Source organism: Pediococcus sp. AC40, assembly GCF_030252485.1.
Taxonomy (GTDB): domain Bacteria; phylum Bacillota; class Bacilli; order Lactobacillales; family Lactobacillaceae; genus Pediococcus; species Pediococcus acidilactici.
Genome location: NZ_CP127012.1, coordinates 620,134 through 644,255 on the forward strand (window position 1 = coordinate 620,134; position 24,122 = coordinate 644,255).

A 24,122-nucleotide genomic window follows, 5' to 3' on the forward strand; every position below is an offset into this window, starting at 1 on the left:
GTTGGTATGTTGTGTTGCTGATATACATGATATGTATATAGATGATGCGTTTATGCTTGTGCCTAGTTGCTCGCTTGTGGTGGAAGGTCAAGACTTTTGCAATCTCAAAATTAAAATAAAAAACGAAATAAAAAATATATGTGGCTCTAGCTGATCGCTAGGACTTTTTATGCATATATTGAATGTTTATACACAATAATGAATATTTATATAGTTGGATAGGTGTAGGAAGATTGAGGCAAACTAAAACATAGAAATATGATTTTTTAAAAATTAATATCGATGGAAATGCCTATTTAATAGGGCGGGGGGTGATTTAGAAAAAAAGATGAAAATTCTGTTAATGCCTCGCCACCTCAAATATATACACAAGGTACCACATCGACTTTTCTTGTTAAAAATATTTTCCACGGTTAAATATATTATTCTGCCAAAAGTGGCAAAAACCTGACTCGGCAATTTACCGAATTAGGCTGTATGTATGGTGGTTAAAAATCTGCCACCATTAGCAATTAATTATTTAATTTTCTGGATTGCTCTTTTGTCATTCCATACTTTTTTGAAAAATCCTTGCTTGTAATAGTTCTATCGCTTCTATCTTTCGGTAATTGTTGCTTTAATTCATTTGATAAATTATTGTATATACTTTGGTTCTTACCTTTACCAGTCTTATTTTTACCGCCTAAAGAGTTACCAACTTGTTTAGATTTATTAGTAATATTCGTAGCCCAATCCAAATACAGTGGAATATCTAATTTATCTTTTTTAATTTTCTTCTTCAATTCAATTGCAAAAGTTGATTCACTCCAAACACCTTTTTTAATATTCCACTTATTCATAATTTCCTTATAGTCACTATATGGATTAATGTTAGGGTCTCCAAAATATTCTTTTGTTGCATTCTTCACAACTTCTTCCAGTGCTCTATTATTATTATCTAATTCTAATTGTTCCCATGCATCTCTACGAGGCGTACTTAATAATTGGTCAAAACAACTTAATTTTCCTATATACATCCAATCTTTCTTGCCTCTGGTTAATCCAGTATGAAGGTTATTAATTGTATAAAAATCATGACTTTGAGGGGGAATTGGTCGGTTTCCCATATAGAAGCATACTTTATCAAATTCCATACCTTGTATGTTATCTGTTACACTTCCACACATGAAATTCCAATAGTCAGGATCAACTGATTCTTTATCAATAGTTGGAATATCTGGGATAGTATTTTTCAATCTTTCTAAATATTTATTAAAGGGATTGAGATAGATTTCAGAATCTTTCTTTTTTGGTGAGACAAAGGGAAAGTCTTCAATTGGAATTATATTTCCATCTTCTAACTTATCGTTGGCTTCTCTGATTCTGTTGTAATCAGGGCTTATTATCATCCACCCATCATTAAAACATTGCTTTAGGTGCATTTGATAATTATGGTTAAATGAATGTTCACTTCTTAATTCCTGATAAAATTCTTCATTAAAATCTTTAGCATTCCAACTAGTAACGGCATCCATTCTATAGTTTTTTCTCAATACTCTAACCTGAATGCTATCAATATAAATTTTCCAGTCATCAACTACATCAAGAAATGTACCGTCTTTTATATTCTTATATAGTTGTTTCATTAGACCATTAAAATTCTTGTCATCATTATCATCAAATATTTGTTTATTATATTCATTTTGCATCCAAAGTGCATCTAAAGCACCTGATTTTTTAATGGCTGGTTGCTGGTGGCTATCTCCATAGCAATAAATATTTACATCTTGTCCTGATTCTTTTTGGTTATTAACATGCATTAGTAAGGATTCAAAGGTAATGCTCGCCATCTTCCCAAATTCATCAATAATTATATTACTTGCTTTATTAGTGCTATAACTACCAAAGTTAACCCTTACCTTTAATAACTTATTTACACGTTTAATACTACCTTGCAATCTGCTACTGGCTGTTTTGTTAGGTGTAGTCAGAAATACATCATTATCATCAATATTTCTTAGTACATCATTTATTGCCGTTGTTTTTCCAGTTCCTGCGTTGCCTACGCATAAGAACATCTTCACGGTTCCATTGCTCATACACACACCTCTATTTTGTTTTTTTCGTTAAAATTTGCTAGATACCTTATATAAGACCTGTACCATTTTTTAATTAATTTAAGTCAATTTATCTATACTAAATATATATAATTGCTTCACGGTAATTTAGTCGTTTCTTATATATAAAGTGATTGACTATTTTACCGTCAAGGATTTATAGTCATTGGGCACAATTCCAGAATGGAATTTGAACAATCTTTTCATTTTGTGGGTTTCAAAATGAAAAGTCCAAGACAACTAGTAGCTAACTTAATAATTACTAGAATAATTAACATGTAATCCTAATTTGGAACTACATCATTATCATTAATTAATACTGTAGTGATTCACGACTCTAATATATAACTACTATTAGTTATGTTATCCACATGCAAAGCCCGCATATGAATAACTCCTGAAGCTATCTAATTATTATGTCTATGCCGTACGATATTTTAAATAGTTATTAATCATGTTAAATGTTTTGCCTTCTGAGATAGGTTTACAACTACGTGAAGGTCTCAAAAGTCCTGCCTTAGTCGGGTTTAACAACTCTGGCTTTAGGGGGATGGTGTGATTAACTTGCTTAATACGGGCATCAAACTCTATCCAATCATATTTTTTTAACATTCCGATGTTATCCCGCATATCCTTAGTGTAAGTTAGATGTGCAAAATCAAAATGATGTTTAGAACCACTTACATTTCTGATATAGATTACAGGTCTTTGCTTAGTGTCGTTATCATTTGTGTATATATTAAAACCTATGACTGTCCCCGTGAAGTGTTCTCGTTCGTTATTCATAGTAATTCCTCCAATTACTTAGCATTTTGATAGCTTTAAAATCCAAAAATGCCGTCATATCAACGTTTGTAGGGTGTTTATTTGGTATAAAATATTCATTTTATTGGCTATTTTTAGCCCTTTTAAGATAGAAGTCTTTATTTTCCTCTAATATATATTGGAGGAATTCCCAATTGGTTTCTGGTACTGATTGAGGCTTTCTTTTGGTTAGTAATCTAACTTTAGAAGGATATTCTAATTTATAGTCATATTGAATAGGATGTTTTTTTCTTATGGTGGAGTCATTCCCTTGATAACCCTTGAGATAACTAGACACCCTAGCATTGAATTGAACTTCATCACCTGTAGCCAAAATACCCAAACTTTGAAATTGTTTAGTGTAATTAATCCACAGATGATCAGCTACTAGATTTCCATTAATATCCGTTAAATTTATTATCAAAAAGGTAGGCTTGCCATGCCCGTTGTATCCAGTCTTATAACCCAGTCTGCTAACAACTCCCACATATGTTCCGCGTTCTTTATTTCCTATTTGCTTAAGTGCGTCTCTCATAATATTTACTCCTTAAATTTTTTATACTTAGTTAAATAATTTTTATTCTTAAATAAGCCTCGCAAGCGTATTTTTTATTAATTAAATGATTTTATTCTTCAGGTATTCATCGATGGCTAAACGGTCAAAGCGTAGAACACCTCCAATCTGCACGGCGGGCAATCCTTCGGCAATAGCCTTCTGGAAAGTTCTGTAGCATATTCCCATATATTTGCACGCCTCTTTCTTGTTCATGTAGCGAGGAGCTGGGTTAAACATAATTGATAGTTGTTCCATTAATTCCTTATTTTCAGTTACTTGGGTTAATTCCATATTGATATCCTCCAATTAATTTTTAAGCCACTATTACGTGACTATGTATGATGTGCCTTATATAGGGTGTGAAAAGAGTTTCAAGTAAAAAATATTAAAAAATACCTTTACACTACTAATATGTATAAAAAAACGAGAAAATGCCAAGAAAATACAAAAAAGATCAATCAGATACATTTCTATGCCTCTGCAGATAATATGTATAAAAAAAAGAAATCTCACAAACAAATTGTGAAATCTCTTAAATTTATTTTTTGAGTTGCCTAAACAAAGATTTAAATGTAACATGTAGCTGTTGCAGGTCTGACTCTGCAACACGGGAGGTCATCCCAATATTTTCAAAAAATGTGAGCCTCGCAAGCAACACAGGAGCGAAAATAAAAATGGCAAAAATTAAAAAATATACAACAAAAACAGGAAAAATTAGATATGAATTTCAGGTGTACGCGGGAGTTGACTCTCTAACCGGGCGCCAAAAGACCACTAGGAGACGTGGCTTTAAGACGAGGAAAGAAGCCTCCATCGTATTGAGTAGATTAGAATTGGAAATCGAAAAAAGAGGACTACAGGAGGATGAGAGACGCTTTTTCAGGGATGTTTGCGCGGAGTGGATGGAACAGTACCGTTTGACCGTACGTGAGTCAACGCTAGAGAAGACTCAACGTATTATTCGCGTCCATGTTCTACCAGCTTTTGGGGATATGCTTATTGATCAAGTCACACCCAACGTGTGCCAGAGGGTTGTTAATAAGTGGTTTCTGGAAGCAAAATCCTATAAGAAATGGCTGAATTACGCTTCGATGATTTTTGATTACGCGCTTAGGGCTGAGTACGTGGGGCGGAATCCTTGCACGCTAGTAACAATGCCACGAGTACAGGAACAGGCAGGCGAAAAGTTAGAAAACTTCTGGACCAGAGACGAACTGAATACCTTTTTCGATTACGTGACTCCCGAAAGAGACGTAGAACAATTCACGATGTTCAGGGTGTTGGCTTATTCTGGTATCAGAAAAGGGGAATTACTAGCGCTAACGTGGAAGGATATCAACTTTGAGGACAATACGTTGCGGGTCAATAAGACCCTAACGCAGGGATTAGGTGGGAAGCTAATCGTACAACCTCCGAAGAGTAGGGCTGGACGCCGTACAATCGACTTGGATGACAGTACCATGCGATACCTCAGGCAATGGAAGGGTGTTCAACGCGAGACTTTTCTGGGGATGGGCTTCAATACTAACAATGTTGATCAGTTAGTATTTGCTAGCAATAGAAATCATTTTCGCTCCATGAATACCCCCACCAAATGGCTTAATAAAGCTATTAAAGCCACGGGACTCAAACACATCTCAATTCACGGGTTTAGGCACACACACGCCTCACTACTGTATCAGTCTGGAGTAGGTCTTAAGGAGACTCAACAGAGATTGGGACACTCAAGAGCAGACAGTAGCGTTACGCTCGACGTGTACACTCATACGACAGAACAACAGAATGTAGCAGCTTTGCAGAGGTTTGAAAATTACGTTGAGGCCAAATAACTAAAATTGGCTAAGCTTTATAGAATTTTTTGTAAAAAATAAGTGCTTTAAACCTTGCCATAATAGGAATAAGTACCAAAAAAATTGGCTAAGCTTTTGGCTAAGTTTTAGGTCAATTCTGTGCAATTTTAAGCAAAACATGAATATTTAGAAGTACAAAAAAATCCCGTCATATCAACGTTTTAACGCTGTATACAACGGGAAGGAATAGCAAAAATGGAGTCGGCGGGAGTCGAACCCGCGTCCAAGCATGTCGCCACTGTAACCTCTACATTCATATCCATACTATTTAAATTCACGAATTAAGCTGCCGTATGTCAGGGCCTCATTAAAACGCTAGTCTGTAAATCCTCTTCTTAAGCATCCAGGCCAATCCTTAAGCGCAAGTCCACTCTTTTTGAGACCCGTTACTAGCCCGTGGACGAGACTAGGCGGATCACGCTAAGCTACTGTTTAGGCAGCTAAAGCGTAAGAATTGTTATTATTTTTTGCAGTTATAATTAAACTGAACGTTTTTACGTAGACGTAACCTACGAAATGCAGTTACAGTTCGACCCATACCTGTCGAATCCATAACGACCCCGAAATCATGTTACATAAATATTATAACATACGTTCTATTTTACCGACGTTTCTTGTCATTTTCAATCGGAATGGGGCGGTAAGCCAATTGTTGGCCCTGCAAGTTGCGTAAAAGGCGTTCAACTAATTCTGAATTCTGTAAATTCTTCAATAGATAACCTAAAAGATTGTTTTGTGTTGGTTTCATAAAAACTCCCTCCCATCTGCCATTATCATATTACATTCCCCAAAAAAATCAAACTTCTTTGCCTATTGCTTAACCAATCCTTAAATGTAACAATTATTCTAGAAGATGAAAGGAAGGGACGCCATGAGCCAAATTGAAGAACTGCATCGGGTGCAGTTGCAGATGTTACAAGTGGTTACGAACATTTGCGATAAATATGATATTAAATATATGCTAATTGGCGGCACGTTATTGGGTGCAATTCGACACGATGGATTTATTCCGTGGGACGACGATGTCGACTTGGGAATGACCCGGGAAAATTATGATAAATTTGCAACCGTGGCGCCGATTGAGTTCCAACATAACCATTACTTTATGCAAACTGCGGATACGGATCCTAATTTTGCGTTTAGTTATATGAAAATTTTAGATACCAATACTTATATTGAAGAAAAAAACAACGTCAACGACGCGCGGAAGGGAATCTTTATCGACATTTTCCCGTTTGATAAGGTTCCTCGTCAACCCGAAATTCGCCAAGCGGTTTATAACCGGTTCAAAATTGCGGATACGGCAATCTTACTGCGGCTTGGGTACAACGTCATTAAGACGCCGTTTCGTAAGGATCCTAAGGACAAAAGCTTGGACCTCTTCATGAGTGTCGCAAAGCTAAAGGAACGGCGGGAAAACATCATGCGGTTGTATAATCACGAGCCGTTTCACCATTATAAGAATTATGCTTCCCAATATGCCTACGATAAAGAGGTTCTGAGCCAGCGGGAGCTCACCGAGTTAACCAAGCATAAGTTTGAAAATCTTGAGGTTGCCATTCCCAAGCATTACGATAAAATTTTAACTCGCATGTACGGAGACTACATGGAGCTGCCTCCAGAAAAAAATCGCGTGGCAAAGCACATCGACGTTGTGATCATCGATGGCAAGCATGTGGAATAGGGATGAAAAGAGCAATTGAAAAAAATGAAGGAACGAATGGATGCGTTTAGTGATGCGGTAATCGCCATTATCATTACTATCATGGTGTTGGAGCTGCCGTTACCGCAACACGATGCGTTAAGTGAATATTTACAATTCGGGAAAAGCATTGGCATTTTCTTTATTAGTTTTTGTTTCGTAGCCAACATTTGGTACCAACACGCCATGTTGTTCAAGGACAGTGACACCATGAACGATCGCGTTTTCGTTAAGGAGTTTACCTTTTTGGCGTTCTTAAGCTTGACGCCAATTTTTACCAAAGTCATTATTTATGACACTAATCGGACTACCGTAATGGCGTACGGGGTGTTGACCATGATCGTCAGCATCCTGTTTATGTGGCTCAGTTATGAAGTTATCAAACAAAAGTACACTAGCCACCACGAAATGAGACAAATTTTCCATAAGATTTATGATAACCACAACAACTTTCTTGGCTTCGCGAGCGTGCTAATTTTAGTGTTAGCCTATTTCTATCCGAAGTGGGCCGTAGTTATCTACTTGGCAATTCCGGTCTTTTCGTTTGTGGTCACCCGGCATGATTACACGGACTTCCAAGACGTTACGGAACTTCCGGAAGCCGAACAGGATCAGTTCTTGAGTGCGAATAACGTTGATTTGCATGATTTAAGGAAGAAACAACGCGAAATCATGAAGAAATATCGGGGACACGGTCGCAAACGCAACGATCCCGAACTTCAAGCCGAGTTACGCAAGCTGTTTCAAAGCTATCCTGACTTAGCCAAACGAAATCGCCATCAGCGCGAGTAATATGGAAATAACTAAAAGTCTGTTAAATTTTAATTTTCACTGGGTAACCAAAACAAGGACGTTTACCAAGTTTTGGTTACCCATTTTTTGTGCCTTGATTTATGAGCTGTCGATCGTGGAGATTGCATAAGAGCTGTCCAACTAGGATGGTGAACTTAGCTTTATAAAAGTGTATCGGATGTGAAATGTGAGGGATTTAAAGCTTTCTTTATCCTGGAAAGATTTTTAAAGGACATTATTATGTAGGGGAACGAGTCTGATCGGCATCAACTACGAAGGCCGTTAACGAATACCGGCATTCTATTTGTGTAAGCGTTTTTGTAGAACAGATTTTTTTATCATGTTATCTTATAGACATAAGGAGGGATGTATTATGGTAAAGTCAAGTAACCGATTTATTCGTTACGTTTTAGTTGTTGCTAGTATTGTAGTTGTTGTGTTAGGATTAGGCGCAATCAAGGCTTCTGCCCACGGATTTGTTACTAATCCTGGTGGTCGAGCCTATTTAGGAAGCAGCCAGTTTCCTGGTAAACCATTGAACGAAAATATTGGTCCGGTAATGTACGAACCGCAAAGCATCGAAGCACCGAAAAATACCTTTATCGATGGTAAAATTGCGAGTGCGGGGATTTCCAAGTTTTCTCAATTAGACGAGCAAACTGCCGATCGTTGGTACAAGACCCCAATTAAGAGTGGGCCACTTGATGTTACCTGGCATCTAACCGCTCCTCACAGTACAAGTACGTGGGATTACTACATTACCAAACCAGGCTGGGACCCGAACAAACCGTTAAAATTCAGTGATTTCAAGAAAATTGCTAGTTTTGATGATCACGGGGCAACCCCAGGAACCGAAGTAACGCACAAGGTCAACATTCCGGACCAAAAAGGATACCACGTGATCCTAAGCGTATGGAATATTGCTAATACAGCAAATGCCTTTTATCAAGTTTCAGACGTTAATATTCAATAATTCATGGAAGATGTTACAAACAGTGGGACCAAAGTCGGATAGTTTGTGAGCATTAATAAAACCCCATTAATCATGGTTTAGGTGATTGATGGGGATTTTGTTATGTTGGAGTAAACCAATTCCTTAGTGCGGTTGATTCTATCATTCTAAATATTTTAACCTTTTTTATTCGAGGGATTGAGTACAACTAGAAAAAACGCTTCATTGATGTATGTAGAAAATTGAATTGGGAGAAGGGACTCTAGAATAATGGGCTGGTAGGAGTTAGTTTCCAGCTATGTGATTAGGCCAAACAAAAAACCGCAAGCGCGGTTTTTTAATTATTCGTGATCTTTATCGTCTTTCTTGTCTAACTTTTCCTTTAATTCTTCCATTGCGCCGGCAGCGGAATCCTTTACGTCAGCAAGTTTGTCTTTAACTTTGCCCGCCATGTTTTGCGCTTTGCCTTTGCTTTCTTCCTTCTTGTCGCCAGTTAACTTACCAGCACCTTCGTGTACTTTACCTGCAACTTTGTCCTTAGTGTTTTCCATTCTGTCTTTATCCATAAATATTATCCCCCTTTGAATATTTTTGGTACATCTTTATTTTAGCAGGGGGCGCCCTTAAAAGTGAATTTATATGCTCACGGACTTGTGCAAGGGAGTTAAAAGGCGTATTATGAAACCGAATTCATATTCAAATAAAATAATATCTACACTAGGGGTGTTCGTAGAAGAACTGAGATGCGCTTGTGCAGCGTGATCCCTTTGAACCTGTAAGTTGATACTTGCGAAGGAAAGTGTTTATTGGGCGAAAACCATCCTTCTCAAGGGTGGTTTTTTTGTTGGTTGCCGATGGAGGATGTTAGGAAATGCGGTCGTCAATCTACAGCGATGGTTCGCTGGTAGCGACCGCCTTCGGTACACCGCTTGGTGGAGATATGAATGAGGAGCTGATCAAATGGATTTACAAGGAATTAAGCGAATTCGGGAGGTTAACCCGGTGGTGGTGAACTATGCTAATTTCGTGACCCCGTTTTTAGTAGCGAACGGGTTAAACGCGGTGGGGGCTTCCCCAATTATGAGCGAAGAGGAAAGCGAAGCCGAAGAACTGGTCCGCTTGGCGTCCGCGGTGACCATTAACCTTGGAGCAGTGCGTCGAGAAGGCTGGGCAGACATCGAAACGTTGTGCCAAGCGGCTAACGACCAACAAAAACCGCTCGTTTTGGATCCGGTAGCGGTCGGGGCAACTCAGTACCGGCAGCAATTAAACTTCCGGTTGTTGAAAAAGTATCAGTTCGACGTAATTCGTGGTAATTTAGGCGAAATTGCGGTATTAGCGGGAATTGATTGGCAAACCCGCGGAATTGACGCGGGAAATGGCGAAGGGGACGCACATCAAGTGGTGAAAGCTTGCGCACAAAAGTACCATAACGTGGTGATCGCGAGTGGGGCAACCGACTACATTAGTGATGGAACCCGGGTGGTCGAGATTCACAACCAAACCCGACTTTTGCCGGCGGTGGTGGGTTCGGGAGATTTGCTTTCGAGTTTAGCAGCCGCGTTTTGTGCAGTCGGACCGAACCCGTTGCAGGCGGCGATTAACGCAAGCTTGACCTTGTCGTGCGCCGGTGAACGGATTACCGAAAAATTGCACGACCAGTATTTGCCAGGAAGTTTTTTGAGCGGACTGATGGATGAATTAGCAAACATCACGGTTGCCCAAGTTGAAGAAAGAATGAAAGTTGAGGAATGATTAGCATGGATACAAAAAAGCCAGCGCAAGTTTTAACGATTGCCGGAACGGATAGCGGCGGAGGAGCTGGAATTCAAGCGGATTTGAAAACGATGCAGGAACGCCAGGTTTTTGGAACCTGCGTAGTGGTCGCGGTGACCGCTCAAAATACGCTTGGAGTGACCGACGTGGCGGTGATGCCGCGCCACATTATCGACCACCAGTTTGCGGCGCTGGCCGAAGATTTAGATATTAAGGCTGCGAAAACGGGGATGCTGGCTAATTCGGCAGTTGTTGACGCGGTTGTGGAAAACTATCAAAAGTATGATTTTGGACCTTTAGTGGTGGATCCGGTGATGATTGCAAAGGGCGGCGCGAAACTACTGAGCGACGAAGCCATCGAAGCGGTGCGGACCCGGTTGTTGCCGTTGGCTTATCTAATTACCCCGAACCTCCCCGAAGCTGAAAAATTAGCGGGAATGCCGATTAAAAATAATGCAGATGCTAAAGCGGCTGCTGCCCGTTTGCAGGAACTGGGCGCGCAAAACGTTTTGATTAAGGGCGGCCATTTTAGTGAACCAACGGAAAGTCGCGATTACGTTCTGTTCGCGGACGGTAGCGAGTTAGAGTTAGCTAGTCCTCGTTATGAAACCAGCAACACCCACGGCACTGGCGACACGATTTCATCAGTGATCGTGTCGGAAATTGCGAAGGGCAAATCTTTAAAACAAGCCCTACAAATTGGCAAAGCCTTTATTAACGCCGCGATTAGTGACGGAATTCAGGTGGGACACGGGCACGGCCCGTTGAACCACTGGGCATATCGGGAGGTTGAAAATGAAATTTAATCCAACCATGCTACAAGCCTACTTTATTGCCGGCACCCAGGACGTAGCTAGCAAGGCGGACTTCTTACCGACGGTGGAACGAATTGTGCAAGCCGGCGCCACCGCTTTTCAATTTCGTAACAAAGGGGCGGTGAAAACCGCTAGTCGTGACGAAGTGGTCGAACTAGCTCGAGCTTGTCACCAAATTACCCAGAAATATCAGATACCGTTGTTTATTGATGACGACGTAGATTTAGCGTTGGCCGTGGGGGCGGAGGGGATTCACGTCGGACAAAAAGACGAACGGATTACCTCAGTCTTAGAACGAGTCGGCGACCGAATGATCGTGGGGCTTTCGTGCAATACCGCGGCGCAAATCACCGCTGCCAACCAGTTGAACGGCGTAGACTACTTGGGAACCGGAACCGTCTACGAAACTAACTCCAAAGCCGATGCTGGGAATGCCCTAGGAGTGGATAAATTACGTGAATTAGTCCAGATGAGTAAATTTCCGGTAGTTGCGATCGGTGGTATTACACTGAAACGGGTTGCTGAAACGGTGGCAACTGGCGCGGCCGGAATTGCGGCCATCAGCATGTTTATTCAAATGACCGATCCTGCTCAGCAAATTGCTGGAATTAAAGCCACGGTCGCCCAAGCAGGAGGTGCAGCATGTTCTCCGAAGAAATAAAGCAAGCTGCCCAACCAATTTTACACGACATTCAACAGCATCCGTTTGTGCAGGGGATTCAGGCGGGCAAAGTTCCAAGTGCAGCCTTAGCGGTTTACGTGGAGCAGGATACCTGTTTTTTGAACACCTTTGCGAAGGTTTTTGCCGGTGCGTTGGTGAAAAGTCAAACCAAGGAACGGATGCGTTTTTTCAGCGAACAAATTCAATATTCACTTGCGGATGAGTCGGCGGCCCACCAGATTTTATGCGACATCGCCGGCATTGAATTAGCCGAGCACCAGCACGCTGAACCCCGGCCATTAACTGCGTTGTACACGGAGCATTTATTCACGGCGGTTCGCGAAGGAGATTTGTTAGACATTGCAGCGGTCGTGTTGCCGTGCCCGTGGACGTACAATGAAATCAGCCAAGCGATTGTGGAAAACGCCGCACCTGACACCCCCTTCTTGCCGTGGATTGAATTCTACCAAGGTGACGAAGAAGGTGCTGGCGACGATTCGGTTACCCAGTTATTTGCGATGCTGGACGAGGCCGCGTCTAAATTAAGTGCCCAGCGCAAAGAAGAAATTACCCACCGCTTTTTGCGTAGTTGTGAATTAGAGTATGATTTTTGGGAACAGGCGTATTCACAAAAGGATTGGAAGTATCGGTGGAAATAAAAAGACTTTAAAACTAGCATACTTCAAGATGAAGGCGGAAATCATGCGTTGCGGATTTCCGCCTTTTTTGGTGGGGGGCGTTCTCTGTGGCATAGCCAAAATGAACTCCAGCCACCAATCTTCTCCGGTTAGTCTAATTTTGGAATTAACCGCCCAACCCGCGATTAATTCCAAAATTAAACTAATCCTCAAAGATTACCCAGTGACTTCCGTTCTCTCAATCGAAAACGAGTTTCAGCCCTCAAGGCTCTGCGGTTAACCCAAACCAGCCATCAATCGTCAAACCCACGATTAATGGCTGGTTTACGTTAATCCTCGATCCTTACCCGAGGGCTTTCACTCTCTCATCATTCATACTATACTTAACTACTATCAACAAAAAGAAAGAGGCATTCGATGGATCCACAAACCGTTTTAAAATCTAACTTTGGCTACGACACCTTTCGACCGGGGCAAGCGCGCGTCATTGACGCCGTGCTTCACCGGCAAAACGTCTTGGCAATCATGCCCACCGGGGGCGGTAAGTCGCTTTGCTACCAAATTCCGGCCCTCATGCAATCGGGATTGACCCTCGTGGTTTCACCGCTCATTTCGCTAATGAAGGATCAGGTCGATACCTTGGTGGACAACGGCATTCCCGCAACCTTCATTAATAGTACGTTAGATTACATGGAAATTAACGAACGCTTTGCGGCCGCACGTAATCGGCAGGTGAAATTGTTGTACATTTCGCCAGAACGGTTAGATTCCGACTACTTTGACCAGCTGGCTTCCTTACCGATCGATCTATTGGCAATTGACGAGGCCCACTGTATTTCACAATGGGGCCATGATTTTCGGCCCAGTTACCTAAACCTAACCGACCTAGTGCAACATTTGCCAACTCGACCGACGATTATTGCACTGACGGCAACGGCGACTCCGCGGGTGGCCACGGACATCAAGGAACGTTTAGGAATTACCGAACAGGTTCAAACTGGCTTTGCGCGTGAAAACTTGGCGTTTAAAGTGGTTAAGAACCAGGATAGCAACCGTTTCTTAATGGACTACCTCAAGTTAAACCAGGACCAGTCCGGAATCATCTACGCCAGCACGGTTAAGGAAGTGGAGCGTCTACATCGAATTTTAACTAAGAAAAAGTTCAACGTGACGATGTATCACGGACAACTTAGTAAGGCGGAGCGACGCCAGAACCAAGAGGACTTTCTTTTCGACCGGGTGCCGGTGATGATTGCCACTAACGCGTTTGGGATGGGAATTGACAAGAGTAACGTCCGTTTTGTTATCCATGACCAGATTCCTGGCAGCATTGAAGCGTATTACCAAGAAGCGGGACGCGCCGGTCGGGATGGACTGCCTAGTGAAGCAATCCTGCTATATAAGTTGCGGGACGTGCAAATTCAACATTATTACATTGAAAGTTCGGAACGGGATGAGGAAAGTAAGGAAGTCGAATACCAGAAGCTCCAGGCAATGAGTCAGTATGGCAACACTCAGATGTGTTTGCAACGCTACATTTTAAATTATTTCCACGAAGATGATCCGGATTGTGGATACTGCGGGAACTGTTTAGACACTCGCGAAGCACAAGACATCACCATTGAAACTCAACAAGTTTTGTCGTGCATGCACCGGATGGGCGAGCGGTTTGGAAAAGAAATGGTGGCACTCGTATTGACCGGTTCGCAAAACCAGCGCGTCAAGCAGTTTCATTTTGAAAAGTTATCGACGTACGGTCTAATGAAGCAAAAGACCAAAAAGCAAGTTACCGAGTTGATCGATTACCTAGTTGCTTCGGGAATAATCGCGATGGAAGGTGGCCAGTATCCCGTCTTGAAAAATACTGCGGCTGGGCTAGATATTTTGCGTGGTAAGCAGCGGGTAACCCGCAAAGTGGCGGTCAGAGCCGAAAAATCATTGCCAACTAACGACGCCTTGTTTGAAGAGTTGCGTCAGTTGCGGCGTGATTTAGCCGAAGAACAACACGTTCCGCCATTTGTAATCTTTTCTGATAAAACCCTCCGCGACATGTGCGCGGTGCTACCGGAAACGTTGGATGAAATGTTAGACGTTAAGGGAATTGGGGAAAATAAATTAGCCAAGTATGGCGAACAGTTCCTCAAAGTATTGCAAAATTACCAAGAAGCTTAGTTTTTTATAAAGGTGAGGCAATTTTTGGTTAGTTAGGACCTAAATCGTTTTAAAATACAAGAAGGTAAAAATCTTCAATCGGATTGGAAAGCGATGCGTTATTTAACTTAAACTAATCGCGCTAGGAGGATGCTTTTTGCGTTTTAGAACATTTTGGGGATGGCTTTTGATTTTCGGGATTGCGGCGTGGTTGATTAAAAGCGACGTGGTGACGATTCCTGCCGGCGTTCAGCAAACCTTCCGTACGGGAATTAATAAAGTGGCGACCAGCTTAGATTCGGTGATTGATTCCAACTGGAACTTTAACCAGAATAAAGCGACTAAGGCGGATCAGGCGAGCGGGAAAGCAACCCCGGTTGAGTCGGTAGTGAAGGGAAAGAATTTGTCGAAGACCTATTACTACAGTTTCGCGCCGAATACGCCAGAAAACGTTCAGAAGGTCTTTCAACAAGCAATCAAGCAGTACAACCAGACGGGAATCGTGGATCTGGAACCCGGACCGATGCACAATTGGCTTAACCACGTGACGCTCGGCGTTTACCAAAAGGCCATGCCAGAAAACCAAGACCGAACTATTGAACTAGGGGTGGGCGGCCCCGACGTGATTGAACAACAGGGGGTCGTTAGCCGGATTGCTAACCACGCCTCGGCAAAACTAAACATTTATTATAACCGCTCGATTTCTCAATCGGTCGCGCTTCACGAACTGGGGCATGCGTTAGGGTTAGACCACAGCCAAAGTTTGACCTCAATCATGTATCCGATTGACCGGGGACAGCAAGGCTTAAGTGAAGAGGACTTGAACGGCTTGCGCTCGATTTATGGGAAGCAAACGGATGAAAACGAGTAGTTAGCAAGAAAATTCTAAGAGACTTAACCCTTGATTTAAAGGGGTTTTTGCGCAATCGATAAACGACTGGATATGTTCTTCCAGTCGTTTTTTGTGTATAATGGCTATCGTTGTCTAAACTAGCTCAGGGAGTAGGTTGCGAGGTGCCAAGTGAACTAGTTTAAGACGACAACTGCGCACTTTATTTTTGTTACAAAAGATTACAACGGAGTTACAAAACCAAGTAAATTAAGTGACGTTGTACCCGACTGGGTGCGATTCAGTTGAAACTTACCCTGTTAAATGATAGATTAAATTGTGACTTATTGAAAATGGAGAGATACTGTATGAAAAAAACGCTAACGTGGTTAGGGGTTACAGTAGGGTCTTTAGTCGTCTTCGCGGGCGCCGGCTTTGGGTTGACCTTAGTCAATAAGGATTCTCTAGCTACGCACTTTATCGAAAAGTACACGGGGTCAAAATCCGACTCCGCAAGTAGTTCAGGTACCACATCATCTTCGTCCGATTTGCTTAAAGTATCGAAGAGCGCTAACCTCGATTCGATTTTAAACAACGGCGAGTATAATGGTTCAGCAGCATTAAATACAGGTAAGAAAATTCTCGTTAGTTCGCGTGGCTACGGCAACCACGCAAATAAAATTACGATGACACGAGATAGTCGTTTTGTGATGGGGAAAATACAAGACGTGGTCAATAACGCGGTCATCATGCACTTGATTGACACTGGCAAGGTGAAGTTAAACGACAAGCTGTCGAAATACGATAAGGACGTTGCCGGTGCGGACTTAATCACCGTTAAGGAAGTCATGAATCAGACTTCGGGGCTGTCAGCCGCTGACTTTTCGGCGACCGGCTCGGCAAAGGATTTGATTAAGAAGGTCAACGCGGACGCTGCGTACGATTCAGCAAGTGAAGGTACATATTCGGATTCAAGAGTTAACACTATTTTACAAGCAGCAATTATTCAAAAGGTGACCGGCCAAAGTTACCGGTCGGTCATTCAAGACTTGCTGGATCAGCTCGAACTTGATCAGACCACGTTTGGTTTGAAGAATAAGACGGTTGACTACTACGAGAGTGGCGATTCGCTCAACGGCACGAAGGTTTCGGTGGACGACTTGGACACTAAAGCAATCAACCGCCTTGGTAAAGATCAGCTAGTTAGTTCGCCTAGCGACATGGCGCAGCTCTTCAATTATCTCTTCAATAGTGATTACGTTGCTCCGGCAACCTTGGACAAAGTTTTCAAGGATGCTAAGGACGACCACGCAGCGGGCTTTTCAGTTGATGGAAACTCACTGAGCCTTGCCCAATCAATTGCGGGCGGGCGTAACCGTGTGGAATGGAACTTGAAGGACCAAACGGGAACCTTCCTATTTAGTAATTACGTTAATGGGGAAGATAATCTCGCATCAATTTCAACAAATATGTTTGACTACTTAAGATAACTTTCGGAGGATTTCATGGAAACTGCAGAAACACAACAGATTAGTATTGGCCAAATCTTAGCCATACTTCGAAAACATATTGGATTAATTTTTGCTAGCACGTTTATTATTACTTTATTGGCTGCGCTAATGACGTTCTTTGTGATGACGCCTAAGTACAGCGCAACTACTCAAATCTTGGTTAATCGAAAGCTGTCGGATGACATGGCGGGCGCACAATTACAACAAACCCAAGCCGATGTGCAAATGATTAATACATATAAAGATATTATTACTAGTCCAACGGTTCTACGTGAGGCGGACGAAAAATTAACCGGTCTTCCGGGTTACAAGAGCGGCGTTGATAACCTAAAGAGCTCCATTTCAATCAGTAGTCAACAAAACTCCCAAGTTTTCTCGATTAATGCCAAAAGCACTAACCCGAATACGGCAGCTAAGATGGCAAACGAAACTGCTAAGGTCTTCAAGCGTAAAGTTGTAAAGATCATGAGCATCAACAACGTTTCGATTGTTTCTAAAGCCGCGCCAGACGATGATCCGGTTAGTCCACGGACAAAACTTAATATCGCGGCTGGAATCGTAATTGGTTTCTTGCTCGGGGTTGGATTGGCGTTCTTACGTGAATTTAGCGACCGGACGGTTACTTCAGAAGAATTCCTTACTGAGGAACTCGGTTTGAAGGGGCTTGGAATCATTAGCGAAATTGACGATGACGAAATTCGACGAAAAATTGCACCTAAGATTGGTGGCAATAACCGTGAAGATGGCGAAACTAGAATGCGTAGAAGGGTCTAGGTGATAAGCATGTTTTTTAAGAAGAAACCAAAGTTAGATAATGAAAGTCTAAAAAATGGGGTCGGATTGATTACCTATAATGATCCTACTTCCACAATTGCGGAACAATTCCGGACGGTGCGGACGAACATCCAATTCTCGTCAGTGGATAAGCAATTAAAATCGATTGTCTTTACCTCTTCGGCACCGTCTGAAGGCAAATCGACCGTTAGCAACAACGTGGCGGTAACTTGGGCTGACCAAGGCAAAAGTGTTCTAATCGTCGACGCGGATATGCGCCGACCCACCGTGCACCGGACTTTCCGGACCAGCAACGCGATCGGTTTAAGTAACCTATTGGCTGGCACTGGTAGCTTGTATGACGCAATTCACAGTACGGTAGTAGAAAATCTTTCCGTAATGCCCAGTGGTCCAATTCCACCTAACCCATCTGAACTTTTAGGTTCACCTAAGATGGTTAACCTTTTAGGGGTGCTCACCACTAAGTTTGACTTGGTTATTATCGATGCACCGCCCGTCAATACGGTTACCGACGCACAAGTTTTGGCTGCACGTGCGGATGGGACAGTTTTAGTAGTGCCTCAAGGAATCGCGGATAAAGCGGGCGTTCGGCATGCTAAACAAATGCTCGAAACGGTTCAGGCAAACATTTTGGGTGCCATTTTGAACCGTGCATCTGCTGAAAAATCAACGGGTTACTATGGTGGCTATTACGGTGGTTATTATGGAACGGATGATAAGTAATCATGGGGTTAATTGATTTACATTGTCACATTCTGCCAGGGGTTGACGACGGTGCGAAAGACCTACCGATGGCGCTCGACATGGCGCGCGAAGCGGTTAATCAAGGAATTTCACACGTTTTATTAACGCCGCATCACATGGACGGAATGTACACCAATCATAAAAAAGACGTTATTGCAAAAACAAATGCTTTTCAAGCTGAATTAGACAAAGCGGGTATTCCGTTGACGGTTTTTCCCGGGCAAGAAGTGCATTTGACTGGTGAATTGTTAGACGCAATTGACCAAGACGATATCTTATTTATGGATGAAGCGGGTAAGTATCTGTTGCTCGAATTTCCGCACAGCGGAATTCCAGAGTACGCAGAAGACATGGTCTTTGAGCTAATTGCCCGGGGGATCACTCCGGTGCTGGCCCATCCTGAACGAAATCACGGATTTCAAAAGAATCCGGATCGGTTATACGATTTCATCGAAATGGGTTGCTTATCGCAACTAACCAGTAGCAGCTACCTAGGCGTATTTGGCAATCGCGTCGAAGAGCTGACGCAACGCTTCATTGACGCCAACTTAGGTTTTATCTTTGCGTCCGACGCCCATAATTTTAAGGGGCGTCGGTTCTTAATGCGGGACGCATTTAATAAGTTAACGAAGAAAACTACTGAAAGAAAGGCAACAAGTTTTAACTACAACGCAAAGGCAATCGTAAATGGGGACTCGATTGCTACGGACGATATCCTGCACGTATCGGAAGTTAAAAAAAGAAAGAAAAAGAGGTTCTGGTTGTTCTAAAATGGAGATTAAAATGACAGAAAATAAAAAAATTGTGATTGATGAGCAATATCAAAATCGACGTTTTATTTATCATTTTTTTAAGCGAGCAATAGACATCATTGCAAGTGGTGCAGGTTTAATTTTGTTATCCCCATTATTTTTAATAATTAGCCTAGCAATTAAGGCCGAAGATCGGGGACCAATTTTTTATTCACAAATAAGGTTGGGAAAAGGTCAGCGGCCTTTTAAAATGTATAAATTTAGATCAATGATCGTCGATGCTGATAAAAAGCTTGAAGATTTACTCGAAAAAAATGAGGTCGATGGGGCCATGTTCAAAATGAAACACGATCCCCGAATTACTAGGGTGGGGAGGTTCACGCGCAAACATAGTTTGGATGAACTCCCACAATTATGGAACGTTTTGGTTGGTGACATGACCTTAGTTGGCCCGCGTCCACCGCTGGAACGGGAAGTTGCGGAATATTCAGAGTATGATCGTCAACGACTAGCCGTAAAACCTGGTTGCACAGGATTATGGCAAGTTAGCGGTCGAAATGATGTGGATTTTGATGGGATGGTGGAACTGGATCTGAATTATATTGAAAATAGTGGGATTCTATTTGATATTAGCATTTTATTCAGAACAGTTGCGATAATTTTCAAGCCAAATGGAGCATATTAAATTATAAGGATGGATGTTTGTGAATATAAAAATACTGGTTGCAGCTCATAAAAAGTTTCCAATGCCTAAAGATAGAGAACTATATCTGCCTATCCTAGTGGGAGCAACTAAAAATTATACTGTAGGGATAGATTACCAAAGAGATGATGTGGGGAAAAACATTTCTATAAAAAATCCTAATTATAATGAATTAACCGCAATCTATTGGGCATGGAAAAATTTAGATGCAGATGCTATTGGACTTGTACATTATCGACGCTTATTTAGTAGAAACAAAAAGCGTAATCTTGAAAATGTACTTAGCAAGGATGATGTGGAGAAGCTATTAGAAGGTTCAGAAGTTATATTACCCAAAAAACGTAGGTATTACATTGAAACTATCTATTCACACTATATACATTCTCATCATAAAGAACCACTTGATGAGACAAGAAAAATTATTCAACAATACTATCCTAAATATTTAAAGTCCTTTGATAAGCTTATGAGCCAGAGATCTGCTCATATGTTTAATATGTTTATTATGAAAAAGAACATTTTTGATGAATACTCAAACTGGCTATTTGATATTTTATTTAAACTCGAAGGAAGAATAGATATAAGTGGTTTTTCAGTTCAAGAAGCTAGAGTCTTTGGCTACATTTCCGAGCTTTTACTAGATGTATGGGTGAAAACGAATAATATAAAATATATAGAAAATAATTGGATACAAATTGGGAATAGAAGGCTGGCTGCTAAGGTCTTCAATTTTCTAAAGAGGAAATTCATAGTGAATGCGAATGATAAAAGAACACATTTTTGATGGATATAATTGATTATAGGGAGAGATAAACTAAGTTGAATAAAGGGCTCATATCTGTTATTGTTCCAGTTTATAATGTGGAAGATTTAATTGTTACGTGTTTAGATGCTATCCAAGAACAAACTTACAAAAATTTTGAAATTATTATTATAAACGATGGATCAACCGATAATACAGTGAACGAAATAAATGAGATGGATATTAGTTGTAAGTATAGACTGATAAATACGGAAAATAAGGGAATATCAGCAGCAAGAAACAGAGGAGTAGATGAAAGTGTAGGAGAATATATTACTTTTATTGACTCAGACGATGTAGTAGATCCTGATTACTTGGAATATTTGTTAAGTTTATCTAGAAAGTTTAATGCAGATATAGCTTCATGCCAACATATAGTTGAATTTAAAAATAAAAAAAGTATCAATAAGAGCTTTAAAAATCCGAGTCATTTTATGAGTGCTCATGATTGGATTCAAGATGTTTTAGTAATGCATAAAGTTGATTTATCTCCATGGGGAAAACTTTATAAATCAAGTTTGTTTGATAAGCATATATTCCCAGAAGGGTTGTTATTTGAAGATACCTACGCTATTCCTGTGCTTGTGAGTGAAACTAAGGGCGTAGCTGTTGGTAATGAAGTTAAATATCATTACAAAATAAGAGAAAAGTCAATAACGCGCTCTAAATTTAAAAGTTCTTATTTAGACTTAATAACAAGTACTGAAGTTATGACAGAAAAAATATTAAAAGAATTTCCCGATCTAAAGAGAGAAGCAAGAGTTAGAAAAGCATGGGCAAGTGTGAGTGTAATGAGTAAAATACTTAAATCAGACAATTCAAGGGATTACAAAGAATTAGTAAACAAAATACGCAGTGATTTACTGGGGTACTCTTCTTCGATTATTTTTTATAAAAAAAGTAATTGGGAATTAAAGATAGCTTTGATTTTGATATTTATAAATATAAATTTGTATAATTTTTTCTTAAGTTTAAGAGAAAGATGATTTTCAGTGGAGGAGTTATGGAAGAAAAAATTGATTTTGTTATAACTTGGGTTGATGGTAGTGACGATAAATGGATTTCAAAAAAAAATAGTTATCAAAAGAATGATGAAAACAAATTAATTAATACGGAAAGCAGATATAGAGATTATGACACTTTAAAATTTTGGTTTAGATCAGTAGAAAAATATGCTCCGTGGGTTAATAAAATATTTTTAATAACAGATAATCAAGTACCTGACTGGATTGATCCAAATAATCAGAAACTTAAACTAATAAATCATGACGACTATATAAATAAGGAATATTTGCCAACATTTAACTCAAACGTAATTGAACTAAGTGTTGGTAACATTGAGGAATTAAGCGAAAATTTTGTTTTGTTTAATGATGATACTTTTTTAAATGATTTTGTGGAACCAAGTTATTTTTTTAAAAATAATAAACCCCGAGATCTTTATGCGGAAAGTCCAATTATTTCCACAAAGGGTAGTGTGGCACATGCTATGGTTAATGATATGGAAATAATAAATGAAAACTTTAACAAATTTAAGTTCTACAAAAAAAATTGGAGTAAGGTATTCAATTTTAAAAATAGGGCGAAATTGTTAAGAACTATAGCACTGCTACCTAATAGAAATTTTAGTGGGATGTGGAATAGTCATCTGCCAGTTTCTTATAATAAAAAAACCTTTAAGGATGTATGGAAGAAATATGGTAATGAATTGGAGAGAACTTTAAAAAACAGATTTCGAACACCATATGATTATAATCAATGGTTAATGAGATATTGGCAACTAGCTTCTGGCAACTATGATGTACGTGAGGCAACCAGCGGAATTGTTTTTGATCTTGGTGATACTAATACTAGGGTAATCGAAAATGAAGTTAAAAATCATAAGCATAAGATGATTTGTTTAAATGACACTGATAATGTAACTAATGCAGACAACATAAAAACAATGTTATTTAGCGTATTTAATCAGAAATTTCCTGAAAAAAGTTCATATGAAATTTAATTTTTAGAGATAGTGAGAAATATTTATGATATATGTGTATATGATGATTTTAGCTACTTTATTAACAGGTGCAAGTGAATATGTTCAGTTAGTAAAAGTAAAAAGTGATGATACTTATTTAGATACTGTGGGGCAGTCTGTATATAAAAAAATAGTATCCAATTTTTTATATATGCTATCTTTTTTAGTAATATTTATACCAGGAGCGATTAGATACTATGTTGGAATTGACTATACTACATATAGTTTATATCAAATTCCAGCTGTTTTAAGTAATCGGCCAAATGTTAAAGTAGAGAGTCTTTACCGCCTAGTGATAAAATTTGGGTATTGGTTGGGTGGTCAAAACAGTTATCAGATGATTTTTTTTCTAACTAATTTATTAATAGTGTCCTTCCTTTTTTTATATATTGCTAATGTATCTTCCTACAGATGGTTAAGCATTATAATATTTATGTCATTTGGTTTTTTCTTTTTCTCCTTGAGCGGCATGCGTCAATCTATAGGCGTTATTATTGCCTTATGGGGTTTGAAATTTATCAAGACAAGAAAATTAAGCTTATATTTAATAACTATTCTGGTAGCATCTCTTTTTCATTCTTCGGTTATTATATTTATTGTTTTTTATTTCACTGATAAAATTAAAATTAATCCATTTTTTATAGCGTCAATGATGGCCGTATTGAATGTAAGTGCTGCTTATATAAGAAATTTTATTGTTTATTTGTCTACGAGATTAGATTTATATTCTAGCTATTTTGGAGGCCAATTTGACAATGGAGAATATAGTTCAACCTGGGTTTATCTAGTACTTTTAATTATGCTATTTTTGTGTTTCAGTAGAATTTTATTGGGAAAAGAAAGATATTATAAAAATAATGCTGAATTAAATATGCATTACTGTGCTTGCATTATTATTTCAATAATAGGATACTTGCCCACTCCGGGGAGACTCTTGTTTCTTTTTACTCCAGTATATATAACTTTAATACCTAACACTATTGCATTGTATAAAAATAACCTCACAAAAATGATTTTTTTTGGAGCAACAGTTATGGTTGCTATTGTTTTCATGTATTGGTTCCTTTTTGTCCAAAACTTATACGCAGTATTGCCATATAGATACACACTGGGAAATTTATTAAGTTAATCTAATTAGTTTTGGAAAACCATGGTAGGGAGTGGTAATAA

Annotated in this window: 25 protein-coding genes, 1 other RNA gene and 1 riboswitch; of the genes, 19 read left to right on the plus strand and 7 right to left on the minus strand. The window is 39.9% G+C overall.

The window, feature by feature from the left end; translation table 11 throughout:
* Positions 1-512 precede the first annotated feature (512 nt).
* The 4 genes from NL111_RS02945 to NL111_RS02960 form a co-directional block, all read right to left on the minus strand.
* Positions 513-2,078 (minus strand): AAA family ATPase, encoded by a 1,566-nt coding sequence (locus tag NL111_RS02945; protein ID WP_004166623.1) that lies wholly within the window; start codon positions 2,076-2,078, stop codon positions 513-515.
* A gap of 438 nt (positions 2,079-2,516) precedes the next feature.
* Positions 2,517-2,882 carry a hypothetical protein gene (locus NL111_RS02950; RefSeq protein WP_004166622.1) on the minus strand — a complete coding sequence of 122 codons (366 nt, stop codon included), beginning with the start codon at positions 2,880-2,882 and terminating at the stop codon, positions 2,517-2,519.
* 100 nt (positions 2,883-2,982) lie between these two features.
* The gene (locus tag NL111_RS02955) at positions 2,983-3,435 is read right to left on the minus strand and encodes a hypothetical protein (RefSeq protein ID WP_285110436.1); all 453 of its coding nucleotides are present in this window, start codon (positions 3,433-3,435) and stop codon (positions 2,983-2,985) included.
* A gap of 81 nt (positions 3,436-3,516) precedes the next feature.
* Complete coding sequence (locus tag NL111_RS02960) at positions 3,517-3,747, minus strand: excisionase family DNA-binding protein (protein WP_004166620.1); 231 nt, start codon at positions 3,745-3,747, stop codon at positions 3,517-3,519.
* A gap of 383 nt (positions 3,748-4,130) precedes the next feature.
* Between NL111_RS02960 and NL111_RS02965 the strand changes: the two genes are divergently transcribed.
* On the plus strand, positions 4,131-5,285 hold the full coding sequence (locus NL111_RS02965; protein ID WP_036671415.1) for a site-specific integrase: 1,155 nt from the start codon (positions 4,131-4,133) through the stop codon (positions 5,283-5,285).
* A gap of 214 nt (positions 5,286-5,499) precedes the next feature.
* Here NL111_RS02965 and ssrA read toward each other — a convergent pair.
* Both ssrA and NL111_RS02975 read right to left on the minus strand, forming a co-directional pair.
* Positions 5,500-5,868: a transfer-messenger RNA gene (ssrA, locus tag NL111_RS02970) on the minus strand.
* A gap of 39 nt (positions 5,869-5,907) precedes the next feature.
* Complete coding sequence (locus tag NL111_RS02975; protein WP_002831223.1) at positions 5,908-6,054, minus strand: hypothetical protein; 147 nt, start codon at positions 6,052-6,054, stop codon at positions 5,908-5,910.
* Positions 6,055-6,177: 123 nt separating this feature from the next.
* On the opposite strand from NL111_RS02975, the gene NL111_RS02980 reads away from it, so the two are divergent.
* From NL111_RS02980 to NL111_RS02990, 3 genes are all read left to right on the plus strand, one after another.
* A complete protein-coding gene (locus NL111_RS02980; protein WP_285110437.1) occupies positions 6,178-6,990 on the plus strand; it encodes a LicD family protein in 813 nt (270 codons plus the stop codon).
* Between the two features lie 24 nt (positions 6,991-7,014).
* Positions 7,015-7,800, plus strand: coding sequence for a TMEM175 family protein (locus NL111_RS02985; protein WP_004166616.1), 786 nt, complete (start codon positions 7,015-7,017; stop codon positions 7,798-7,800).
* Positions 7,801-8,173: 373 nt separating this feature from the next.
* On the plus strand, positions 8,174-8,773 hold the full coding sequence (locus tag NL111_RS02990; protein WP_002829843.1) for a lytic polysaccharide monooxygenase auxiliary activity family 9 protein: 600 nt from the start codon (positions 8,174-8,176) through the stop codon (positions 8,771-8,773).
* Positions 8,774-9,093: 320 nt separating this feature from the next.
* On the opposite strand, the gene NL111_RS02995 is transcribed toward NL111_RS02990, so the two are convergent.
* Complete coding sequence (locus NL111_RS02995; RefSeq protein ID WP_285110439.1) at positions 9,094-9,318, minus strand: CsbD family protein; 225 nt, start codon at positions 9,316-9,318, stop codon at positions 9,094-9,096.
* 143 nt (positions 9,319-9,461) lie between these two features.
* Positions 9,462-9,567: riboswitch (TPP riboswitch) on the plus strand.
* A 145-nt stretch (positions 9,568-9,712) separates the two neighbouring features.
* On the opposite strand from NL111_RS02995, the gene thiM reads away from it, so the two are divergent.
* The 15 genes from thiM (at position 9,713) to NL111_RS03070 (ending at position 24,081) form a co-directional block, all read left to right on the plus strand.
* The gene (gene thiM, locus NL111_RS03000) at positions 9,713-10,507 is read left to right on the plus strand and encodes a hydroxyethylthiazole kinase (RefSeq protein ID WP_002831226.1); all 795 of its coding nucleotides are present in this window, start codon (positions 9,713-9,715) and stop codon (positions 10,505-10,507) included.
* Positions 10,504-11,334, plus strand: a complete 831-nt coding sequence (gene thiD / locus NL111_RS03005; protein ID WP_002831227.1) for a bifunctional hydroxymethylpyrimidine kinase/phosphomethylpyrimidine kinase — start codon at positions 10,504-10,506, stop codon at positions 11,332-11,334. Before thiM ends, thiD begins: the two co-directional genes overlap by 4 nt.
* The gene (gene thiE / locus NL111_RS03010) at positions 11,324-12,004 is read left to right on the plus strand and encodes a thiamine phosphate synthase (protein WP_285110440.1); all 681 of its coding nucleotides are present in this window, start codon (positions 11,324-11,326) and stop codon (positions 12,002-12,004) included. Before thiD ends, thiE begins: the two co-directional genes overlap by 11 nt.
* Positions 11,986-12,663 carry a thiaminase II gene (gene tenA, locus NL111_RS03015; protein ID WP_285110441.1) on the plus strand — a complete coding sequence of 226 codons (678 nt, stop codon included), beginning with the start codon at positions 11,986-11,988 and terminating at the stop codon, positions 12,661-12,663. Before thiE ends, tenA begins: the two co-directional genes overlap by 19 nt.
* Positions 12,664-13,059: 396 nt before the next feature.
* Positions 13,060-14,814, plus strand: a complete 1,755-nt coding sequence (recQ, locus tag NL111_RS03020) for a DNA helicase RecQ (RefSeq protein ID WP_285110442.1) — start codon at positions 13,060-13,062, stop codon at positions 14,812-14,814.
* A 136-nt stretch (positions 14,815-14,950) separates the two neighbouring features.
* Complete coding sequence (locus NL111_RS03025) at positions 14,951-15,664, plus strand: matrixin family metalloprotease (protein ID WP_005917527.1); 714 nt, start codon at positions 14,951-14,953, stop codon at positions 15,662-15,664.
* Between the two features lie 326 nt (positions 15,665-15,990).
* Positions 15,991-17,112, plus strand: coding sequence for a serine hydrolase domain-containing protein (locus NL111_RS03030; RefSeq protein WP_285110443.1), 1,122 nt, complete (start codon positions 15,991-15,993; stop codon positions 17,110-17,112).
* Positions 17,113-17,127: 15 nt separating this feature from the next.
* Positions 17,128-17,907 carry a YveK family protein gene (locus NL111_RS03035; RefSeq protein ID WP_285110444.1) on the plus strand — a complete coding sequence of 260 codons (780 nt, stop codon included), beginning with the start codon at positions 17,128-17,130 and terminating at the stop codon, positions 17,905-17,907.
* 9 nt (positions 17,908-17,916) lie between these two features.
* Positions 17,917-18,651 (plus strand): CpsD/CapB family tyrosine-protein kinase, encoded by a 735-nt coding sequence (locus NL111_RS03040; protein ID WP_285110445.1) that lies wholly within the window; start codon positions 17,917-17,919, stop codon positions 18,649-18,651.
* A gap of 2 nt (positions 18,652-18,653) precedes the next feature.
* Complete coding sequence (locus NL111_RS03045) at positions 18,654-19,442, plus strand: tyrosine-protein phosphatase (protein WP_285110446.1); 789 nt, start codon at positions 18,654-18,656, stop codon at positions 19,440-19,442.
* A gap of 1 nt (position 19,443) precedes the next feature.
* Positions 19,444-20,109: a sugar transferase gene (locus tag NL111_RS03050; protein WP_058120745.1), complete on the plus strand. Its 666-nt coding sequence runs from the start codon at positions 19,444-19,446 to the stop codon at positions 20,107-20,109.
* Positions 20,110-20,128: 19 nt separating this feature from the next.
* Positions 20,129-20,911: a DUF4422 domain-containing protein gene (locus tag NL111_RS03055; RefSeq protein WP_285110447.1), complete on the plus strand. Its 783-nt coding sequence runs from the start codon at positions 20,129-20,131 to the stop codon at positions 20,909-20,911.
* Between the two features lie 35 nt (positions 20,912-20,946).
* Positions 20,947-21,915, plus strand: coding sequence for a glycosyltransferase family 2 protein (locus NL111_RS03060; protein ID WP_285110448.1), 969 nt, complete (start codon positions 20,947-20,949; stop codon positions 21,913-21,915).
* Between the two features lie 17 nt (positions 21,916-21,932).
* Positions 21,933-22,931 carry a stealth family protein gene (locus NL111_RS03065; RefSeq protein WP_285110449.1) on the plus strand — a complete coding sequence of 333 codons (999 nt, stop codon included), beginning with the start codon at positions 21,933-21,935 and terminating at the stop codon, positions 22,929-22,931.
* Between the two features lie 40 nt (positions 22,932-22,971).
* The gene (locus NL111_RS03070) at positions 22,972-24,081 is read left to right on the plus strand and encodes an EpsG family protein (RefSeq protein ID WP_285110450.1); all 1,110 of its coding nucleotides are present in this window, start codon (positions 22,972-22,974) and stop codon (positions 24,079-24,081) included.
* The last annotated feature ends 41 nt before the right edge of the window (positions 24,082-24,122 follow it).

What these genes read in the sequence shown, in the direction of transcription:
- NL111_RS02945 (WP_004166623.1), bottom strand. Translation starts at nt 2,078, where the DNA reads ATGAGCAATGGAACCGTGAAGATGTTCTTATGCGTAGGCAACGCAGGA.
- NL111_RS02950 (WP_004166622.1), bottom strand. Translation starts at nt 2,882, where the DNA reads ATGAATAACGAACGAGAACACTTCACGGGGACAGTCATAGGTTTTAAT.
- NL111_RS02955 (WP_285110436.1), bottom strand. Translation starts at nt 3,435, where the DNA reads ATGAGAGACGCACTTAAGCAAATAGGAAATAAAGAACGCGGAACATAT.
- NL111_RS02960 (WP_004166620.1), bottom strand. Translation starts at nt 3,747, where the DNA reads ATGGAATTAACCCAAGTAACTGAAAATAAGGAATTAATGGAACAACTA.
- NL111_RS02965 (WP_036671415.1), top strand. Translation starts at nt 4,131, where the DNA reads ATGGCAAAAATTAAAAAATATACAACAAAAACAGGAAAAATTAGATAT.
- NL111_RS02975 (WP_002831223.1), bottom strand. Translation starts at nt 6,054, where the DNA reads ATGAAACCAACACAAAACAATCTTTTAGGTTATCTATTGAAGAATTTA.
- NL111_RS02980 (WP_285110437.1), top strand. Translation starts at nt 6,178, where the DNA reads ATGAGCCAAATTGAAGAACTGCATCGGGTGCAGTTGCAGATGTTACAA.
- NL111_RS02985 (WP_004166616.1), top strand. Translation starts at nt 7,015, where the DNA reads ATGAAGGAACGAATGGATGCGTTTAGTGATGCGGTAATCGCCATTATC.
- NL111_RS02990 (WP_002829843.1), top strand. Translation starts at nt 8,174, where the DNA reads ATGGTAAAGTCAAGTAACCGATTTATTCGTTACGTTTTAGTTGTTGCT.
- NL111_RS02995 (WP_285110439.1), bottom strand. Translation starts at nt 9,318, where the DNA reads ATGGATAAAGACAGAATGGAAAACACTAAGGACAAAGTTGCAGGTAAA.
- thiM (WP_002831226.1), top strand. Translation starts at nt 9,713, where the DNA reads ATGGATTTACAAGGAATTAAGCGAATTCGGGAGGTTAACCCGGTGGTG.
- thiD (WP_002831227.1), top strand. Translation starts at nt 10,504, where the DNA reads ATGATTAGCATGGATACAAAAAAGCCAGCGCAAGTTTTAACGATTGCC.
- thiE (WP_285110440.1), top strand. Translation starts at nt 11,324, where the DNA reads ATGAAATTTAATCCAACCATGCTACAAGCCTACTTTATTGCCGGCACC.
- tenA (WP_285110441.1), top strand. Translation starts at nt 11,986, where the DNA reads ATGTTCTCCGAAGAAATAAAGCAAGCTGCCCAACCAATTTTACACGAC.
- recQ (WP_285110442.1), top strand. Translation starts at nt 13,060, where the DNA reads ATGGATCCACAAACCGTTTTAAAATCTAACTTTGGCTACGACACCTTT.
- NL111_RS03030 (WP_285110443.1), top strand. Translation starts at nt 15,991, where the DNA reads ATGAAAAAAACGCTAACGTGGTTAGGGGTTACAGTAGGGTCTTTAGTC.
- NL111_RS03035 (WP_285110444.1), top strand. Translation starts at nt 17,128, where the DNA reads ATGGAAACTGCAGAAACACAACAGATTAGTATTGGCCAAATCTTAGCC.
- NL111_RS03040 (WP_285110445.1), top strand. Translation starts at nt 17,917, where the DNA reads ATGTTTTTTAAGAAGAAACCAAAGTTAGATAATGAAAGTCTAAAAAAT.
- NL111_RS03045 (WP_285110446.1), top strand. Translation starts at nt 18,654, where the DNA reads ATGGGGTTAATTGATTTACATTGTCACATTCTGCCAGGGGTTGACGAC.
- NL111_RS03050 (WP_058120745.1), top strand. Translation starts at nt 19,444, where the DNA reads ATGGAGATTAAAATGACAGAAAATAAAAAAATTGTGATTGATGAGCAA.
- NL111_RS03065 (WP_285110449.1), top strand. Translation starts at nt 21,933, where the DNA reads ATGGAAGAAAAAATTGATTTTGTTATAACTTGGGTTGATGGTAGTGAC.
- NL111_RS03070 (WP_285110450.1), top strand. Translation starts at nt 22,972, where the DNA reads ATGATGATTTTAGCTACTTTATTAACAGGTGCAAGTGAATATGTTCAG.